The organism is Aliiruegeria sabulilitoris (assembly GCF_001558155.1).
In the GTDB taxonomy this organism is placed as follows: domain Bacteria; phylum Pseudomonadota; class Alphaproteobacteria; order Rhodobacterales; family Rhodobacteraceae; genus Tropicimonas; species Tropicimonas sabulilitoris.
Genome location: NZ_LOAS01000104.1, coordinates 1 through 1171, shown reverse-complemented (window position 1 = coordinate 1171; position 1171 = coordinate 1). Strand labels below are relative to the sequence as shown.

Here is a 1171-nt window from a genome sequence, read left to right as displayed (position 1 = left end):
TCCCGTTCGATCATCATCATTCACATCTGCCCTTGCATCTCTTCGTGGCGATACCTGGTTGCAGCATCTGTCTCCTTTTGTCAGGCGGCCGGCGCAGCCCTGTAGGTTTCTCCCTTTGCAAGCAATGCCCATGCGGTTCGAGCGGTCCTGTTGGCAATTGCCACCGTGACAAGCCGGTATGGCTTGCGCTCCAGAAGGGCCTGGGTCCAGACACCAGTTCGCGTGTGGGTGGTTTCAGCGCGTCGCGTCACCGACGTCGCGCCCACGACCAGCAGCCGGCGCAGATAGCCATTCCCCATCTTGGAGACCCTTCCAAGCCGGTCCTTTCCACCGGATGAGTTCTGTCGTGGCACGAGCCCTAGCCACGCCGCGAATTGCCGGCCGGAACGGAATACGGAGGGATCCGGCACGCTGGCCGCGAGGGCCGTGGCGGTGATGATACCCACGCCCGGGATCGTCTCGAGCCGCTGGCTTGCGGTGTTCTGCCGGTGCCAGGCCAGCAGTTGTCGCTCGATATTCCGGAGCTCAGCGGCCAGGCTGTCAAGTTGAACCGCTAAAGCAAGGAGCGCGGACCGGGCTGTCTCGGGCAGTCCGAGCGTGTCATCATCACGAAGGCGAACGACAAGTTCCGCAACCTTTCGAGGCCCCTGCGCGGCGATGATCCCAAACTCGGCGAAGTGGGCCCGGATCGCATTCAGGATCATCGTGCGCTGCCGCATCAGCAAGTCGCGGGACCGATGTAGGACCAGAACGCCCTGCTGCTCCTCACTCTTTACCGGCACGAAGCGCATGCTCGGCCGCGTTACCGCCTCGCAGATCGCCTCAGCATCCGCAGCGTCGTTCTTTTGCCGCTTCACATAAGGTTTCACATAGGCTGGCGGGATCAGCCGGACCTCATGGCCGAGGACTGCGATCTCTCGCGCCCAGAAGTGTGAAGTCGGACAGGCCTCGATGCCAATCAGGCAGGGATCGAGCTTGCCGAGAAAATCGAGAACCGCGCCCCGCCGCAGTTTTTTCTGCAATACGACAGCGCCATCGGCATCCAAGCCATGAAGCTGGAAAACGGACTTGGCCAGATCAATCCCGAGTGTTGTAATCTCCATGTGGTCGGCTCCTCTCCTTTGTTGGCTTTCACACAGTACCAACATGGCACAATGCGATGCCGTTCGGG

1 protein-coding gene is annotated in these 1171 nt (G+C 61.1%); it reads right to left on the bottom strand.

Annotated features, from left to right (window positions below):
• Nucleotides 1-80: 80 nt before the first annotated feature.
• Nucleotides 81-1103: an IS110 family RNA-guided transposase gene (locus AX756_RS24745; protein WP_068318553.1), complete on the bottom strand. Its 1023-nt coding sequence runs from the start codon at nt 1101-1103 to the stop codon at nt 81-83.
• Nucleotides 1104-1171: the final 68 nt, after the last annotated feature.

Excerpts from the sequence above, each read along its gene's own strand:
- AX756_RS24745 (WP_068318553.1), bottom strand. The coding sequence starts at position 1,103 with ATGGAGATTACAACACTCGGGATTGATCTGGCCAAGTCCGTTTTCCAG.